This window comes from Marseilla massiliensis (assembly GCF_016899955.1).
In the GTDB taxonomy this organism is placed as follows: domain Bacteria; phylum Bacteroidota; class Bacteroidia; order Bacteroidales; family Bacteroidaceae; genus Prevotella; species Prevotella intestinigallinarum.
This window is the reverse complement of the sequence record NZ_JACJJL010000010.1, coordinates 41,213-58,754: the sequence shown is the minus strand read 5'-3', so window position 1 is coordinate 58,754 and position 17,542 is coordinate 41,213. Positions and strand designations below refer to the sequence as shown.

Below are 17,542 nucleotides of genomic sequence, written 5' to 3'. Positions count from 1 at the left end.
CACAACTCCGTGGAAGCCGCATCCCGTTGGTCTAATGGGTAATCACATTACAATCAGTAGAAATCAATTAAAAACCAATGGAACAGAAACGGAAATTTGACAGAAGGAACAAGGGAGGCCGTCCCAAGAAGGGAGCGGCTGACAAACTGAAATATCGCCTCACGGTGAAGATGGCTACATCGGACTACTACACGCTAAAAGGCAAGGCGCGGAGTGCGGGCATGTCTGCCGGGGAGTTCCTGCGCGGCTGCATGAGGGACGGGCAGGTGAAGGAGCGGCTCACGCCGGAGCATGCGGGTTACATCCGCCAGTTATGCGGCATGGCGAACAACCTCAACCAACTGGCGCATAAGGCGAACGCGGCAGGCTTCGCCACCGTGGGGCTGGAATGCCGTGTGCTGGTCACGCGTATCGAAGAAGTGCTTAATCTTATCCTTTTATAGCGGTTGGATATGATAGCCAAAATAGTCAAGGGAAGCAATTTCAAGGGTGTGGTGAATTACATTCTTGACAAGGAAAAGGATGCAAAAATCCTCGTCTGTGACGGCTTGTTTGCCGAGAATAAGGAAACAATAGCGGGCAGTTTCGAGGCACAGGCAAGGATGAATCCGAGAGTAACGAAGCCTGTCGGACACATCGCGTTGGCGTTCTCCAAGGAGGACGAGCACCGCCTGATAGACCGTGCAATGGCAGGAATAGCGTTGGAATACTTGAAGAAAATGGGAATAACCGACACGCAAATCCTTATCGTGCGCCACTTCGACAAAGAGCATCCGCACGTGCATATCGCCTTTAACCGTATCGCCAATGATGGCAGAACTATCAATGACCGGAACGAGCGGATACGTAGCACACGCATCTGCAAGGAACTGACGCGGAAGTACGGCCTGTACTTTGCCGACGGCAAGGAACAGGTGAAACTCCACCGCCTGAAAGAGCCGGATAAGACCAAATACGAGCTTTATTCCATCCTTAAATTGGAAGTTGCAAGGTGTGGGAACTGGCAGCAGTTAATGGCTAATCTGGAGAAACAAGGCGTGGAAGTGCGATTCAAATACAAGGGCTGTTCGGACGAGGTGCAGGGTGTCGTATTCTCCATGAACGGTTATCCGTTCAGTGGCACCAAGATTGACAGACGGTTCAGCTACTCCAAGATAGACGCGGTGTTGGATGCTAACCGTCATGAGGAACGGCAGCGGGTAATGGCCAACCAAATGGCAGATTACCGACATCCGGCATCGCCACCATCACAGTTTGAGCCCAAAGGTAGTGATGACTTGTATAGCGGCTCAATAGGTCTTTTCATGCCCGACAACTCAAACGCGCAGGCGGATGAGAACTATTTTGAGGAACAGCTAAAACGTAAGAACAAGAAAAAGAAACAACGTAAAATCAGATTCTAAATATGGATAATAATGAAGTTTATGCTCTCTTTGAAGACATCAGGAATGGCTTAAAGGGTATCAATAACAAATTGGAAAACACCCCAAAAGTTAGTAACAGTCAATCAGGAGAACAAGCTCCTGCAATGGATTTGACTCCCATAAAGGAGTTGTTCGACAGTTCCGCAAAGGAGCATCAACAGCAGACCAAAGCCATGCTGACCAAGTTCGGGGAGGCGGAGGTTCACGCATCGAACAAGATTCTGCACTTGTTGCGTGATTTGAAAGAGATGTTTGTCCGAAGTTCGGAAGAACGGACGGACGAGCCGCAGAAGCATTTCCACCGCCACTGTTTTGACATCCGGTCAAGCAAGGTCTTTTCTCTTTTGGTCGGCATGGGTGTCGTGTGCAGCCTATCCGTCTGGGGCAACATCGAGCTTTGGAAGAACAAACGGCAGTATGCGGACGATGCTTTGAAGTTCCGCGTTATCCGCTCGTGGGGAGGATGCGACGCAAAGGCCATCCTTTGGCTGAACGATGTGTTCGATATCCGGCGTGACGAGAAAACCATCGAATGGTTGCGTCAAGAGGCTGACGGCTATGACAGGGAGTTGAAGGCAGTTTCTGACAGCCTGATGCAGGATAAGCTGAAAAAAGTTACTCCAGAAGTAAGATAGTCCATTTCAGTAAGCCACAAGCAAAAATATAATCAGATGCTATTTTATCTGGCAACTCTTTGCCTGATTTGCTTGTGGCTTTCATTTTTTATTTTGTGATATTCTAAAGCAACGAATTCATATAATTGATGAAATATGCCATATTCTTGAAATAAAATTTCTAAATCAGATCCGATTCTCCGAGAAAAGCTGTATCTTTGCAAGATTTAAGGCTAACCATGCAACATAAGATATTAGTATATGCAAAAAATCAATAGAATAAAAGCTGTACTTGCAGAACAAAATAGGACCAGTAAATGGCTTGCTGAGCAATTAGGTAGGGATCAAGCCACAATATCTAAGTGGTGTACAAATACTTATCAACCTAGCTTAGAAATGTTGGTAAAAATTGCGGAACATCTTAATGTTGATGTTAGAGATTTAATTGTAAAAACAGAAATAAAAAACAGTCAATGTATAAGATAGAATGGGATAAAGAGACAGGGGGCATTCTTCTGAGTTCCAAGGTTACAAAAGAAACTTTGGGCATTTCTCCACGTCCTGTTTGGTTTGAAGAACTTAATTTGCTCGGTCTTGAAAAATTAGGATACATTTACCCTCCTGCTGAAGCACCACTAATGTGGGCTGTTAATAAACAATATTTCTATCGTGGTGAACTTATGTTTGAAGCCAAAGGTGCTAATATTTACGATGCACCTACCATTGTCTTTCAAGAGGGGAAAGAAACTGCCACATTAGTTCCCGTTGATTTAGAGGAAATGCTACGCCGCAACAAAGACCAAATGTTTCTCATTGAAAACGAAGCCTTGGAGTTTATCCGTGACACCTACATTGCATATGCAGGCGTCAATCAAGCTTACGATGCCATAATGGCCAACCAAAATATAGATTTCGAGGCTTTGGCTCAAAAAGTAGAGAAAAAAACCAAACAGAAGATGGCTGTCGTGAAAGAAGATTGCGACAGCTTTGATGTGATGCCCCTTGATGAGGCAAATGTAAAAGGCAAGCGTGTCTTGTTGTCTACTCGTATTGATAAGTTTATTGCGTCTTTCTCTGGCGGGAAGGATTCTCAAGTAGTGCTCGACCTCGTAACTCGAGCCATACCGCCTACCGCATTTGAAGTGATTTACTCTGATACTGGTTACGAATTACCTCCTTCATTGGAGCTTTATGAAGAAGTGAAACGTTATTATGGCAATCGTTTTCCCGCATTGAAGTTCACCACCACACGTAATCACGAATCAGTTCTCAACTATTGGGATAAAATTGGTACTCCCAGTGACACTCATCGCTGGTGTTGTTCGGTAATGAAAACAGCCCCCCTATACCGTTCACTCAAAATGGATGGTAACAAACAGGCACGTGTACTTACTTTCGATGGCGTCCGAGCAGAAGAATCTACACGTAGAAGTAGTTATAATAGGATTGGAAAAGGCAAACATATTTATACCTACAATGCCCACCCCATTCTTCAATGGAATACTGTTGAGATATTCTTATATATGTTTATCCACAATCTTCCTATAAACCAATCATATCGATATGGCTTTTCTCGTGTTGGCTGTGTAATTTGCCCTTTTGGTTCTGAATGGTCTGATTTTCTAGTAAGCAGACTGTATCCCAATGTTAGAAAACCATTCTTGGATAAACTGCAATATTGGGTTGAAGCATCAGGCATTAAAGACCCAGAAACTTTTATTAAAACAAAGCGTTGGCACATATCGGCTATAGGAAGTCCTGTTTTGCGGAATAAGGAAAAGGTCTTAATAAGTAGTAACAACCATGTTACGAGGCTCAAAATATCAGCCACTTCGAATATGTTTTTTGAATGGCTAAAAGTCCTCGGATCATACACTATGGGGTATTCAAAAAATTCTTTTTCAGGAGCTATTCAAATTGGCAAAGACATAATCCCATTTAGTGGAACAAAAACATTGACACATATTGATATTAAGTTCAACTCAAATGATTCTCGCTTTGCTAACAATATAATGCGAATTGCCCAAAAAGCTGCATACTGTATTCAATGTGAGGTTTGTGAGGTTCAGTGTCCTACTGGGGCTTTGAAAATTGTTCCACAGGTATCAATAGGCTCCCAATGTGTACATTGCTTAAAGTGCATTAATTTTCACGAAAAAGGATGCATTGCAGCTGATTGTTTAAGAAAAATATCAGGTAAAATAAAAATGGATTCTACATTATCAATTAAAGGTTATAAAACATTTGGTCTTCGCGATGAATGGGTCGATGAATATGTGAGTGACCCAGATAATTTTTGGTCAAGCACCTTATTAGGAACTGCGATGTTCGATTCATTTAAATCATGGACTAAAGACGCAGGATTACTTGATACCAAAAACAACCCTACGGAGTTTGGAAAATTGATGCAAGAAATTTATAGAAATACCCCCTCATTATTTTGGGAAGTAATCTGGATAAATCTTTCTTATTCTTCTTTTATCGTAAATAGATTTATTAATCAAATTTCTGTTGGTGATATATTTGACAAGAGAACTATAGCAGATAAAATTACCACATCTGAAAGTGTTTCATCTCTAACTACATTAAACAATGCTGTTGGAGCATTAATCGACATGTTTAAAAGTTCTCCGATAGGTGAGGATTTTTCCCAAGGTGAAGTGATTGAAAAAAAACGTATTAGACGAAGCTACGATGATTTAAGCCTAGAAGGGCTTGCATATTCATTATATCTATATGCTGAAAAAAACGATAGCACAGAATTTAGAGTTTCAGACCTTTACAACACTGAAGGCTATAAAAGCGCACCCTTGGAATTTGGCATACCAAGAAATGTCCTTCTGAAAAAACTTCGCTCTCTTTCTTCAGATTCCAATAGGGTCTTATTGGCGGAACTAAATATGGGGTTAGACCACATCACTTTGCGCAAAGACTTAAATGCGATTTCCGTTCTTGAACTATTAACAAAATAACATTCACTCGGCAATGGCAACGAAATATAACGACATCATACGCAAGCGCAGCGGTAGGGCTGCTTATAGCATTGAAGAAGAAAAAGGGAATCAATGGGCTTCATTCATCCCAAACGGCCAATTTAATACGGTTTTACGTACAGTACTTCGCTCAGTGCGTGGTAATGATATTGATGCTCATAAATCGTTTTGGATAAACGGCACATATGGTACAGGTAAGAGTCATGCTGTGGCCGTTATTTCCCACTTGCTCTGCGATACGTTAACCAATATCAAAGAATGGGTGGATTATGAATATGGAGCTGATAAATTCGACCTTATTCGAAGCCAGATTTATAGCCTACGTAAAGTTAAACGTCTGTTGCCCGTCAAGATTGAGGGATTGTGCGATATGTCGCACGTTTCCGACCTACCATTGGTGCTTCAAACAGCCGTTGTTAAAGCACTCAACGAGGTGGATCTTGAAATCGCCGTCGATACCGATTTCGATGCCCTCGTTCAGCACATTCAAGACAATCAGGTAATTTGGGATTATCTGATTGATAATTTTGCCGAGCTGCGTTCCATTGCATCCACTCGTGAAAAGTTAATACAAAAGCTCAGAGGCAAGGACATGGCGACTTTCCAAAAGGCAAAATCAGCTTTGCGGAAAGCCAATATGACCATTTTGCTGAATCAAGAAAATGTGGGAGCCTGGCTTATTGAGGTTCAGGAAAAACTACGCACCGAAACCGACTATAAAGGCTTGCTCATCATCTGGGACGAGTTTACTGATGTGATGGAAGATTCTATCGGCATCCCTGTGCTTAAAGCTCTTCAGACCATTGCCCAGAAATTTGCCAACGAAGAAAACGACAGTTTCCTATTCTTAATTTCCCATCCTTCGGCTTTCAATAAGCTGGGTAACGAGGAAACGAAGCAAACCGATGGACGATACCACCGTATGAAATACAACATGGAATCGGTGTCGGCATTCAAAATCATGTCGCGCAAATTTGAGATTATAGATCAAGAACGTCATCAATCGATGACCAATTTCTTTTATTCAGTCCACAATAATTTGCTCGATTTGTACACAGCATCTTCAAATGACCCCAAAGAAACTCGGGGTGATTTGCTCAATCTCTTCCCGATACATCCGGCAACAGCAAACCTTGCCACCCACTACGCAACTGTTGTCGGTTCATCGAGCAGAAGCGTGTTTGAGTTTATCGGTCAAAACGAGGCAATGGAACAGTTCCTAGAAAGTGAAACCGCTTTTGCTAATCGCGAAACAGTTACTGCTGACTATCTTTGGGACTTTGTCCTGAAAGTGTTCCAAGACGATGTGTTAAATTACGGCGCTGTTACCGAACGTTTCAATACCTATCGTCAGCATGTGGAGGATCACGGGAAAGCAGCATACGCCATATTTAAGGGCATCTTGTTGCTTAACGCCTTTAATAATATATCGGCCGAGAACAATAATGACCTTGTCACGCCGACAGAAGACAACATTATAAATCTATTTCTCGGCACTCAATACGAGAGTGAGGTCAAAGAAGTGCTCAACTGGTTTAATGACCAAGGTATCATTCAACGAACACCGGGCGGCATATTCTCGGTTCAATTTACCGCACTGCCCTCACACGAAATTGAAGAACTGAAACACTCACTTGCCAATGACACTGACAAATTCCGTTTCATTTCGAGCATTCTTAATTTTGGCGACACAGCCGCATCGTACTTTACTAAAAAAATTGTTCAGAAAATTATTCGTCCTTATACATATCATTTCTATTCTGAAGCATCGAACGATGCGTTGCTGAAAGACAGAATTAAGCGGGCAAAGAAAGAGTCTCGGCCGAGCGACCTGTATTTGGCATTGCTCTTTTCCAAGAACAATGCAGAAATAGCACATCTTCGCGAATTTGCCGACCTCGCTTCAAACAGCGGTGTGACGGACGATAAAGATTTGCGGGATATTATATTCATCGTGTTTGATACTGCTTTTGGCGACAAACAATATGCTCGTTTCATTGAGTATATGGCAAACTATACTTCTGCCCAATCTCATGGTTTTCTTGATCAAGTAAATGTGCATCGCGACCATGCTGCTGATATGATTAAAGAATGGTTGCAAAATGCCTCACGCGGCAATGCCACTGTCTACATTAACGGACAGCAAATTCCAATTTCGGTGAAACGCCTTTCGCCATGTCTCAATGACACGGTTGCTCCTATCATCTTTCCACAAGGACCTGATGCCATCGAAACAATTAGGTCAAAAGCCCCTAATACTTTCTGGAAGCCCCAAGTGTCGAAAGAGATTATTCGCACCTTTATTTTCAGCACCAGCAAGTCGGAACTTACCGAAGTTGCAGGGCAAATGAAACCTGTCCAATATCTCATCCAAGATGCAATTGATGAAAATCTTGAATGGCGTGTGGATATGCCAGAAAATCATCCTTTCAAAATGGTTTATGATTTTATACAAAACAAAATTAAATATGCGGATAAATCATTGTTGTTTAACTTCATTGAGAAATTTGACGATTTGCGCAAACCGCCATACGGACTTTCAGGTAACTATGCTTCTGCTGCGATGGTAGCTTTTGCCATGCGCAATTGGGAAAACAAAATTTTTGACACCTTAGGAAAGCCTCTTGACAAAAATAATTTGGTAGAAGTGATTGGCGAATTGTTTAGCGTTTGGGAAAAAGGGAAGAACTCAAACAAGTTGAGTTTCAAGTTTCAGACTCCCGAAGAAGGTAAACTTTGCAAATCACTTGTCAAGACTTTCAAACTTGACAAGTTGAAAGGATACAGTGATATTTCTAGCCTTAAAGATGCCCGCTTTGCCATAACAGGTTCTTTACTCGAAGAAAAGGGCTATCCGCTGTGGGCACTTAAATACATGGATGAGGAGTTTGTCAACTCTCACCCAGCAATATTGCTTAACGAAGACATCAAACGTCTGTTTGATAATATCGTTGCTATCTGTGGGGAGAAAGACATTAAGAATCCTGCACTTATTAAAGACACTCTCAACTTAATAGAAACTTATCGTGCGGATATTCCTGACATCATGGCTAAGCCGGGCAATTTTCAAAATGGATTCAACAACTTCATGCTTAGCCAACCCGGTATTGGCTTACAAAACTTTGAAGTAGATTCTGCCTATGACTTTGTGAAAAAACATCTGGAATCGACCGTTGGTTATTGGTCTGAAGAAGAAGTAATTGTCGCATTGAAAGACTGGCGTATTGCCGAGAACGACAAAATCGAGGCAGAACGCCGCCGTGAAGAAGAGGAGCGTCATCGTTTAGAAAGGGAAGAACGCGAGCGTAAACTTGAAGAAGAACATCGTCGCCTTGAAGAAGAAGCGAAAAACGCCAAAAATGCAGCTATTCAAGAACTAAAAGGAAATCCAGAGCACATAGCCCGCAAGAAAGTTTCTGCAAGACAATATATTGATTCCATTGACTCTGCGGATGTACTCCGTTCACTTCTTGACAAGGTAATCGATTTGGGTTACGAGTTTGTTATAGACAAAATTCTAGAATCATCAGATAATCAAGGGTAGGCCTATGTATAAGTCGTTCAACTCACTTGATGCGCTTTTTGCGTATATTCAGGAGGATAAGCATTGGACAGGTGCCAATGCTTCCCATTACAACAGGTATCCTGTCAGGTTTGTGTTATTTGATAATTTTTCTGACTTCAACGAATTTATTGTAAATAGACCGACTGGTATTTACAAGCATTCGATTGATACAATGATTGACATAGAGTCACCAGATGATTTCCTATCATATACCGAATTGTCTCGTGAAATACGTGCCTTTACAAAGAAAATTCCTATTAACGATTTTGTCATCTATCCGTTTTCTGAGATGGCTCGCTTCTATGATAACGAGGAATGCAAGGAATTTGATGCTCTTATCACTACTATACGCGCTTCTCAAGCCCCAGAGGATGCCCAAGAAGAGCATGTCCGTATATACATACCCATAGTCGGCATGCAAAAGAAAATGGGCAGATTTATGAACGACAATTCGACTTTTGTTTGGGAATTTAAGTCTGAAATTGACAAAGGCACATATAATTTGGTTGTAACTAATGGAACTATTTATGGCGTTTCAGGACTGTCCGACAAGTACACGTATGTCAAGACCTTGTACGAATGGCTTAAGTTATGGGAAAAAGGAGGTAAAATAAAACAAACAATCATTAGCAGTTCACCGAACATTTTTGCAAATACTCATTTTGCGCAACCGGACAACGCCTTCACATATACAGAGTGCAAAAATGCTTACCAATTTCTTGTCAACGGATTGCATATTGATTTTGGTGTAACTGAAGAACCCTGTAATGAAGAAATGCATTATTGGGAACAATTGGCGGCAAAGATTGATGTGAACACGTTCAACTTTGACGAGTTCGTAAAAGAACATCTTGATACATTTACCCTGCAAGATGGCATTGATTTTATAAAATCATGGTTTGATTGCGAAACAGATTTTGACCGTTGGCTATTGTCTATCTATTTCCGTAAGATTGCTGATAAAACAGGATACATCTATCGTGCTGTCTCTCAATGTACCAACCTTAGCAAATCAGAATTGTTCTCTCATATTGCTACGCTAATATTTGATGAGCCAAACAAAGAAACGTTTATCTCCGAGCGTTTAGCTGCTATGAAATTAGCTGCTGAGAAAGGTGTGCAAATCCCTGACATGGCGAGAACCAAATTGAAAGCAAAACTTACATCCATCGCAATAGCACCCGAACAAGGAGGATATTATCTTGCCACTAGGCTTCTAACCCCATTGACAGATGAAGAATTACAGCTTGCCATACGCTGGGTCGCTCAAGGGAATGTCAGTATTAACGATATAAAGAGCATCTTCCCAGATTTCTATTCGTATCTGCAACCCCTCAACCTAAACTACTTAGAGGCAGCTAATCAATGGATACTAGAATACTTCGACTGTTACCGCATATCAAAAATATCAGATACCATAAATGAACGTGTATCTGATATCATGTCTGAGAAAAATGCTAACTCTACATCATTCCTGAATTGGTATAACAATTTTAGAACTGTAAAGACGATATTACACAATCGTTCAGATATTGATATACTCTATTGGATAGACGGACTTGGCGTAGATTGGATACCATTCATCCGCAACATAATAGACAAGTTTGAGAAAGAGCATGTGTATCTTAACGAGATACACATCGCTGTAGCAGATTTGCCAACTATCACTGCTATCAATAAACCAATTCTGCAATCTCTCCTTCCAGACAATTGTCCTCTTGAAAGGATAGGTGACTTGGATAGCTTTGCCCATTCTGCGAAAAAATATCCTCAATATATCATTGGTGAAATGAGAATTTTGGAAAAAGCAATTACCCAAGTGCTTGATAAATATACAGGAAAGAAAATTGCTTTTGTTTCTGATCATGGTATTACTTACCTTGCACAACATTCTAACGGCCTTAAATTGGCAGGACTTAACCCTAACCATGAAGGCAGATTGGCTGATATTGTTGGTGGAAATTACGTGTCTGACAACAAATATATTATTCTTGATGATAAGAGAACTATATGTTCCTTAACTCACCAATCATTAACAGACAAGGTAAACATGGGGCATGGAGCACATGGGGGGTGTTCTCCTGAAGAAGTGTTAGTGCCAATCATTATTGTTTCTTCCCATAAAAACGCAAACACCTATTCAGTTACTATTGACAATGATGAGATAGATGGCAGGCAACCTAATCTTAAATTTACTATTAAGGGACTTGCCTCAGTAGATGTCCCAACGCTTGAATATAACGGTGTAATATATCATCTGTTAAATTTAGGTGGCGACAAATTTGAAAGTGAACGTCTGAACTTGGTTGATACTGCTACAAGGGCTGTTGTGCGTATCAACAACGACATTTTCGGAACATTTAATATCAAGATTTCGACGGGTGCTGTCGAAGATGATTTATTTGGCGATTTATAAATATTACAACAATGAACGAATCCTTATCAGATAAAATTCGCGAGCAATTTGCCGCAATGACTATATACAAAGATCCTACTTCTACAGGTAGCCTTTTTGCAGGAAGAAATTTACCTTCATTTGTTAAAGACTTTCTGCTCAAACGATATATAAACCCTGATGGTTCTGTTAATCGGCTCAAACTGACAGAATTTCTGGACTCTGTTATTCCTACTGAACAATCTACGGTTAAAGATCGATTGGATTGTAGAGAAGAACTAACCCTTCTGACACGTTTTATAGTATATATAGACCTTGTAAAAGGTATCCGCCGCTTTTCGATACCAGACATGGGTATCAAACAAAACGAAGGTCAGATTCCAGAGTATGTATATAAAGCCCATATGGGAGAACTTGTTGACGGAGAAAAATGGGGTATTATAAAATTAGCTCTTTTACCCGATGATGACGGGAAAAAGAATCATGTTGAAATGACTGACTACAAACCCTTCAAACCATACAAGTCAGTTGATATAGATTATTTCAGAAATGCAAGAGAGGCTTTTACTACTAAAGAATGGATTGACTTATTGCTTTCTGCTATGGAGTATGATGCCGAAGGTTTTCAATCGCAAACAGAAAAAATAGAGTTCCTTACAAGACTGCTCATTTTCTTAGAGCCTCGTCTAAATGTAATTGAGCTTGCTCCCAAAGGAACAGGAAAGAGTTATGTCTTTGGCAATCTATCCAAATATGGTTGGTTGGTTAGCGGAGGTAAGGTAACTCGTGCCAAGTTGTTTTATGACAAGCAAAAACAGCAAAATGGCATTATGAAAAATCATGATTTTACTGCGTTCGATGAAATTCAGACCATTGTTTTTCAAGAACCTGCAGAGATTCAAGCTGCCTTAAAATCATATCTCGAATCTGGTAAAACCACAATAGACAATAACGAATTCACATCCGAATGTGGCTTGATGTTAATGGGAAACATCCCTTTAAATGAGAGAAAGCGACCACTCAACTTCCGTTATTTTGATTCTTTGCCACAAAATTTCCGTGAGTCTGCATTGCTTGACCGTTTCCATTGTTTCATAGAGGGGTGGCATTTACCACGCATTCACAAAGGGATGATATTCTCCGGGTGGACTATTAATGTGGAATATTTCTCTGAAATTCTTCATGCTCTCCGCACTCAAAATATTTATGGTATCGTTTTTGACCAAATAGTTGGATATGACAAGAATGCGGATACCCGCGATTTCAATGCGGTCAAGCGAATAGCAGTTGGATATATGAAGTTGCTCTTTCCTCATTGGACTAATTCATCCAAAGTGGATATGGACGAGTTTGATCGATATTGTTTACAACCTGCAATATATCGTAGGGGAATTATTAAAGAGCAATGCCATTATATTGACCCTGAGTTTAAAACTACAATGCCCAACTTTTGGATTAAAAATGAACTTTTGAATATAAGTTCAAACAAACAAGGGATGGAAGAAAATGAGCTATTTTAGGTTAATGATTTCATATATCTTACAAGTTTATGAATAACGGCATTGAATCCCAAAACATAGAATTCAAAGAATCTTGGCGTGACGAATACCAGAAATGGATTTGTGGCTTTGCCAATGCACAAGGCGGTATCCTTTATGTGGGTATAAAGGACAATGGCGAGGTGTGCGGTGTGCAGGATGCCAAGAAACTGATGGAGGACATTCCGAACAAGGTGCGTGACATGATGGGTATCTTAGTGGATGTCAACCTGAAAGAAAAAAACGGAAAGCAATATCTGGAAATCATGACGGAGGCTTATCCTTATCCCGTCAGTTTCCGGGGCAAGTATTACCAACGGAGCGGTGCGACCAATCAGGAACTGAAAGGGGCGGCACTCGACCGCTTTATGCTTCGCAAACAGGGAAAGACTTGGGACGGTGTGCCTGTGCCTTATCTGAAAGCGGAGGACTTGGACAACGCTACGTTTGACTTGTTCCGCAAGTATGCTAAAAGGAGCGGACGCATGGAGGAAGCGGACTTGATGGATGACAATCACGGATTGCTAGAAAAACTTCGGCTTTATGAGGGCAGTTACCTGAAACGTGCTGCCGCCTTGCTGTTCCATCCCGACCCGGAAAAGTATGTGACCGGAGCGTTTGTAAAGATCGGCTTCTTCCGTGAAGGCATGGATTTGGTGTATCAGGACGAAGTGCATGGTAATCTGTTCCAACAAATCGTGAAACTGATGGACTTGCTGTGTACCAAATACATGAAAGCCATCATCACCTACGAAGGTATCCAGCGGATAGAAACATTGCCTATGCCCCGTGAGGCTCTGCGTGAGGCACTATTGAATGCCTGTATCAACAAAGACTATGCGGAGCCTTCCCCAATCCAAATCCGTGTATATGAGAACAAAGTGGAGATAATAAACGGTGGAGTATTGCCCGAAGGTTGGACTGTGGAAACCTTATTGTCCTCACATCGAAGTATGCCTTACAACCCGGATATTGCCAATACGTTCTTCCGTGCAGGTGAGATTGAGGCATGGGGACGCGGTATTGAGCGCATTATCACGGCATGTAAGAATGGCGGTTTCTCCACGCCGGAGTTCCGCTACGATGCTTCAGGGATTTGGACTACATTCAAGTTCGAGTATCCGGAAAGGGTTACGACCCAATACGACCCAGAAACGACCCAAAAGAACGACCCAGAAAAGACCAGAAACCGACCAGAAACCGGCCAGCAAAAGCAAGAAAACGTCATTCTTGAACTAATTAAAGAGAATCCTTATATACAAAGAAAAGAATTGGTAAGTCGCTTAGGCATACATGAAAGCAGCGTAAAACGTCGGTTGGCTTCACTCCAAGAAAAAGGGATGATAAAACATGTCGGCCCCAATAAAGGAGGCTATTGGGAAGTCCAACAAGGATTTTGAACCAAGGTGGAGAAATTTTCATGATTACATGCCTGACTTTCAAAAGAAAGCTGTATATTTGTAATCAATAAAGGAAACCTCCACGCAATCTGTCGCAGAACGCTGCAACAATCCGGTGGAGCAATAGCGGGAGATTACACTACTTGCTGATTCATAAATCAAAGATATTCAGCCACTTGAACGAATAGTTCGATTTCTGGTGGTACCACATCGTAATCCCGAAAAGCCTGTAGAAAGAGGGTTTTCGGGATTATCTATTTTATGTAAGGCACAATGCGACTTGCGAAAGGTAGACAACATTTGTGAAATGGATGCGAACAAGGGGAATGACAGTGCTGTCCGAACAGTATGAGATGTGGATGCGAACCCGCAAGAAGCTATGCAGTAACTCGCCATTGGAATCGCCAACTGCCGGACGCATCACCACAGCAAGCTGCCTGCCAACAGATTCCATTGTGCCCACCACGGTCCAACGGACCGCAATAAAAGCCAACAGTCGACAATGCCCGTGCCCTGGCCTACATGGCGGGCGGCATCGTCAACGCCACAATCATACCACTTCTGCAACGTGGCAAGAGCAGTCTGCTCGCCAGCCCTGGGCTGCCTGTCGGTGTCATTAAACCTGCAGCGGCCACAAACCTACATATCCAACCACCCTAACTAGGCAACAGGCACCACCAGACGGCGCACGCCTTAACCTAAGTAGCCCATTGCCGTCAAGCTATTTTAACCTTGTCTCCGTGCGGACAGCCCCTCCCTCCTTGCCAAAGGCATTGCCTGGCAATGGCGGCCATAGCCACGCGACACACATGCCGCAACACCGCTGCAAGCCCCACACCAACATGATGGCAACACAAATCAAACATTGCGCCTACGCTCAATCACACGGTTAATCTCGTCGATACGCTCGTCGGTGAGTTCGTAACGCGATATTATCATCAGGGCGACAACGAGCAAAGCCGCCGGTATGACAGCCACAAGCCACAGGATGCCCTGTTCAGCCAGCGGCGACTGTACGCTCTCGCTACCCTTGTCGAAGCCCACAAAGGCCAGCACCATGCCTGGTATCACACCACCCAGGGCCATTCCGGCTTTGTAGAATATGCCCGTCAGAGCGTTCACTATGCCAGATATCCGCTTGCCGTTTACATATTCGCCATACGAGATGACCTCTGGAACCAACGCCCACATGTAGCCCGTGGCCACAATCACGCCAGTTGACTTCACGAACTGAGCGGCATAAACCATCCATATATTGGCCCGCAGCGCCGGTACTACCGAGATGACATACAGCAGCACCATGCCCACAATGGCAACGGAAAGGAAGATGCTGAACATGGCCCGCTTGCCAACCTTCCGCTTGATGGCCGGAACCATTGGCATGAATATGAATGCAGGCACAGACCCCAGAGCCATGAAGTTGGCCACCTGCCCGGCATCGGCATGTATGTTATATATCATGTAGTAAGAGCCTGCCGAGTTGCCCACGGCCATCATGGCAAACGCCGTCACGAAGAAGAAGGCCAGTATGCGCAGCGGCCTGTTGCGGAAGAACTCCGTCCAGAGGTCACTGAGCCTCACGTCGGCAGTCTCGTCGTCGCCCATCACCACACGCTCCCGCGTCTGGCTGAAACAGAAGAGCATAAGCGCCAAACCTGCCACAGCGTAAATAGTCATTGTCGTCAGCCATGCGTCCGACGAGGCAGCGGTGTTCATCTTCCCGTCGGGCGACAGCTTGGCCAAGAGCACCGGGATGCCATAGGCCACAGCCAGTCCGCCGGTGTTTGCCAGCAACATCCTCACCGATGTGAGTATGGTTATCTCGTTGGTGTCACGAGTGAGCGAGGCATTCAGGGCACCGTAAGGCACGTTTATCAGAGTGTATAGCATCGACAGCCCCACGTAAGTGACATAGGCATACAGCAGCGAACCGCTGTATCCGTTCCAGAAGCACATGATGGCGAAGCCCGACAGCGGCACTTCGGCAAAGAGAAGGTATGAGCGGTACTTGCCGAAGCGCGGCGAGTGCTTGTCGACAAATGTTCCCACTAAAGGGTCCCACACGAGGTCGACCACCCTCACTACGAGAAACATGAACGCCGCTGCCGACGGGTCAAGGCCGTAGACATTGGTGTAGTATATCAGCAAATATATGGAAATGGTCTGGTACACCAGGTTCTGTGCCAGGTCTCCTGCGCCAAACCCTATCCTCGTAAGCCAGCCCAGGCGACAGAAGCCCTTAGCTTCATTCAATGAAACAGCAACGCTCATGGCTCGGCCTTTGTTTGTTCGTCAATGATAAACTGCGCCGCCATCCGGCCCATGGCCTCATACCCTTCGGCGTTAGGGTGCAGCCAGTCGCTTTGCCACTGCCTCCTGAGCTTTGCGGGGCATTCGCTGTCGCGCATCAGCATGTCGAAGTCGATAACCCCGTCAAAGGCCCCGCCAGTCCTTATCCACCTGTTGACGGTCTGCCTGGCGGCCTCCCTGAAGAAGCCCGCGTCGTAGAAACTGTTGCCAAACGGCGTTATTGTAGCCCCATACACCTTTATTCCGCGTTTGTGCGCCTTGTCCACAAACAGTTTGTAGGCCTCTATCAGCTCTCCGGCCCTGCGTTCACAGTTGCCTTGTTCTCCGCCTATGTCGTTGATGCCCTCAAATACGACTACCGCCTCAAGCCCGTTTTGCCCCAGTATGTCGGTGTCAAAGCGGTTCAGTGCCGTTGGGCCGAGCCCCCCGGCCACCACACAGTTGCCGCCAATGCCAAGGTTAAGCACCCCGATCCCGGAGGTCAGCGCGTTGCCGGCCAGTGCCTCGGCCATCCTGTCGGGCCACCTGTTCTGCCTGTCGGTGTCGCTGCCTCGCCCGTCGGTTATCGAGTTGCCCAGTATGGCAATGCTTTTCTTGCCGTCGGCCCTCACCTCCACTGCTGCGATGTTGAGCCACCGCTCCAAGCGCAATGCCCCGTTGAATGAGCGCCGGGGCCTGCCCTCACCCTTAACGACATACGACGTGGTACGCGAGCCCCTGTGCCCCGTGGCCTTGGCCGGCACCGCCCCATAGCTGATGGTTATGGCCAGCAACTGCAACGGCTTGAGGCCGTAGGCCAGGGCGTCGCTCGTCACGGTCTTGCCCGGTTCTATGATTACGGCCTTCTTCCCGCCGAAATACAGGCTGCGGGCCGTCTTCCTGTCCACGTCCGACGAGTCGCGCGCGTCGGCCACCCATACCGAGATAATCTCTATTGGTTTCTCACTGAACTCGTTCGACAGCCTCAACCTTATCTCCCGGCCCCCCGTCGACACCTTAACCACTTGCCTTATGGAGCTGTTGGCCAAGTCCAGATTGTCCGGCAGGTCGGTTTTTCCCCACCGGCTCTATGGCTGTGGCCCACGTTCCTGCCCACTTGCCGTCGGCGGCATGCGCCATCATGGCAAGAAGCAACAGCATGACAGATACGTAATGTCTCATTCTTGTTTTTTTTGTTTGGTTTACATTGCGAAGTTAATCACTAATTCCGCATGAGGCTTGCAAGCGTGTTCCGTATTGTTTGCTATTTGTTTCATGCCGCAAAATAAAAGCCGTTTCATGGCCTCACTGTCCTTAAGTATTG

The 17,542-nt window shown here is 44.2% G+C and carries 12 protein-coding genes; 9 read left to right on the top strand and 3 right to left on the bottom strand.

What is annotated here, in order from left to right:
• Positions 1-77: 77 nt before the first annotated feature.
• The 9 genes from H6B30_RS07375 to H6B30_RS07335 all read left to right on the top strand — a co-directional run bounded on the left by H6B30_RS07375 (position 78) and on the right by H6B30_RS07335 (position 13,929).
• Positions 78-443, top strand: a complete 366-nt coding sequence (locus H6B30_RS07375; RefSeq protein ID WP_205109190.1) for a MobC family plasmid mobilization relaxosome protein — start codon at positions 78-80, stop codon at positions 441-443.
• Between the two features lie 9 nt (positions 444-452).
• Positions 453-1,403 carry a relaxase/mobilization nuclease domain-containing protein gene (locus H6B30_RS07370; RefSeq protein WP_205109188.1) on the top strand — a complete coding sequence of 317 codons (951 nt, stop codon included), beginning with the start codon at positions 453-455 and terminating at the stop codon, positions 1,401-1,403.
• Positions 1,404-1,405: 2 nt separating this feature from the next.
• Positions 1,406-2,059 (top strand): hypothetical protein, encoded by a 654-nt coding sequence (locus H6B30_RS07365; protein ID WP_205109186.1) that lies wholly within the window; start codon positions 1,406-1,408, stop codon positions 2,057-2,059.
• A 240-nt stretch (positions 2,060-2,299) separates the two neighbouring features.
• Positions 2,300-2,524, top strand: a complete 225-nt coding sequence (locus tag H6B30_RS07360) for a helix-turn-helix transcriptional regulator (protein WP_205109184.1) — start codon at positions 2,300-2,302, stop codon at positions 2,522-2,524.
• A complete protein-coding gene (locus H6B30_RS07355; protein WP_205109182.1) occupies positions 2,512-5,010 on the top strand; it encodes a phosphoadenosine phosphosulfate reductase domain-containing protein in 2,499 nt (832 codons plus the stop codon). The genes H6B30_RS07360 and H6B30_RS07355 overlap by 13 nt, the downstream gene beginning before the upstream one ends.
• Positions 5,011-5,023: 13 nt before the next feature.
• Positions 5,024-8,575, top strand: a complete 3,552-nt coding sequence (locus tag H6B30_RS07350; RefSeq protein WP_205109180.1) for a DUF6079 family protein — start codon at positions 5,024-5,026, stop codon at positions 8,573-8,575.
• Positions 8,576-8,579: 4 nt separating this feature from the next.
• A complete protein-coding gene (pglZ, locus tag H6B30_RS07345; RefSeq protein WP_205109179.1) occupies positions 8,580-11,012 on the top strand; it encodes a BREX-4 system phosphatase PglZ in 2,433 nt (810 codons plus the stop codon).
• A gap of 11 nt (positions 11,013-11,023) precedes the next feature.
• Entirely contained in the window at positions 11,024-12,511 is a 1,488-nt protein-coding gene (brxL, locus tag H6B30_RS07340; RefSeq protein WP_205109177.1) for a BREX system Lon protease-like protein BrxL, read from the top strand.
• Positions 12,512-12,540: 29 nt separating this feature from the next.
• Positions 12,541-13,929: an ATP-binding protein gene (locus tag H6B30_RS07335; protein ID WP_205109175.1), complete on the top strand. Its 1,389-nt coding sequence runs from the start codon at positions 12,541-12,543 to the stop codon at positions 13,927-13,929.
• 858 nt (positions 13,930-14,787) lie between these two features.
• Here H6B30_RS07335 and H6B30_RS07330 read toward each other — a convergent pair.
• From H6B30_RS07330 to H6B30_RS16340, 3 genes are read right to left on the bottom strand one after another with little or no spacing between them, the layout of a single operon-like run.
• On the bottom strand, positions 14,788-16,200 hold the full coding sequence (locus H6B30_RS07330) for an MFS transporter (protein ID WP_205109173.1): 1,413 nt from the start codon (positions 16,198-16,200) through the stop codon (positions 14,788-14,790).
• The gene (locus tag H6B30_RS16345) at positions 16,197-17,243 is read right to left on the bottom strand and encodes an SGNH/GDSL hydrolase family protein (RefSeq protein ID WP_338088956.1); all 1,047 of its coding nucleotides are present in this window, start codon (positions 17,241-17,243) and stop codon (positions 16,197-16,199) included. Before H6B30_RS16345 ends, H6B30_RS07330 begins: the two co-directional genes overlap by 4 nt.
• The gene (locus H6B30_RS16340; RefSeq protein ID WP_239483741.1) at positions 17,236-17,400 is read right to left on the bottom strand and encodes a hypothetical protein; all 165 of its coding nucleotides are present in this window, start codon (positions 17,398-17,400) and stop codon (positions 17,236-17,238) included. The genes H6B30_RS16345 and H6B30_RS16340 overlap by 8 nt, the downstream gene beginning before the upstream one ends.
• Positions 17,401-17,542 lie beyond the last annotated feature (142 nt).